Here is a 1,097-nt window from a genome sequence, read left to right as displayed (position 1 = left end):
GAAGGATTCTTGAGAGGCTTTCTCGTAGCAGAGGAGGCCCGAGTGCGGCTTGTTTTGTCGATCCTGCAAGCAGTTCGCGATCCGCGCGACATCAACGCGCGGCATGATCTTGCTGAACTTCTGTTTCTGGCGCTGGCGGCGACGCTGTGCGGGGCCAAAAGCTGTGTGGATATTGCGGAGTTCGCAGAGGGGCGCGAGGAGGAGCTGAAAGAGTTCATCGAGCTGAAGCATGGGTGTCCGAGCCACGACACCTTCAGCCGGGTGTTTCGGCTTCTTGATCCGCAGGAGTTGTCGGATGCGCTGAGCGCCTTCATGGCGGCATTGCGGCGTGAGCTTGGGCTCGGCGCACCGCGTGGCGTGGTGGCCGTCGACGGCAAGGCGCTGAGGCGCGGTTATGAGAAGGGCCGCGCCTTCATGCCGCCGCTGATGGTCAGTGCCTGGGATGCCGAGACGCGGCTGGCGATTGCGGCAACGCGGGCGCCGGCCTCCGACGAGGTTGCGGCGACGCTGGCGCTGCTGAAGAGCCTGGATCTCAAGGGCTGCACGGTGACGGCCGACGCCTTGCATTGTCGCCCCGAGACGGCCAAGGCGCTGCTGGCGCAGAAGGCGCATTATGCCCTTGGGCTGAAGGCCAACCGGGGTCGTCTGTTTGCCGCGGCCGAGAAAAGCTTCGCCGCGGCGGGCGAGATCGCCGGCTTCGAAACACGCGACAGCGGCCATGGCCGCACCGAAGTGCGCCGCGACAGCGTGCTGCCGCTTGCCAGGCTCAAGGACGCGCCCGCCTTCCCCGGCCTCAAGGCCATTGGCCGTGTCGAGGCCCTGCGCACCACTGCCGACGGCAAGACGACCACATCGGTCCGCTATATCGCCCTCTCCAAGGTGCTGACGCCCAACAAATTGGCTGAGACGGTTCGTGCCCACTGGACGATCGAAAACCAGTTGCACTGGAGCCTTGATGTTGTCTTCCACGAGGATGACGCCCGCACCCGAAAGGACTACGCGCCACAAAACCTGGCCGTCATCCGCAGGCTCGCCCAAAACATCTTGGCTGCCCATCCCCTCGACAAACCAATCGCCAGCAAGATGCGCAGGGCCAA

At 64.5% G+C, this 1,097-nt stretch carries 1 protein-coding gene; it reads left to right on the top strand.

What is annotated here, in order from left to right; genetic code table 11:
* Positions 1–42 precede the first annotated feature (42 nt).
* On the top strand, positions 43–1,097 hold a 1,055-nt coding region (locus tag CK221_RS29515; protein ID WP_143749125.1), incomplete at its 3' end, for an ISAs1 family transposase.

The sequence above is a fragment of the Mesorhizobium sp. WSM3868 genome (genome assembly GCF_002294785.1).
GTDB lineage: Bacteria > Pseudomonadota > Alphaproteobacteria > Rhizobiales > Rhizobiaceae > Mesorhizobium.
This window is presented reverse-complemented; position numbering and strand designations above follow the sequence as displayed.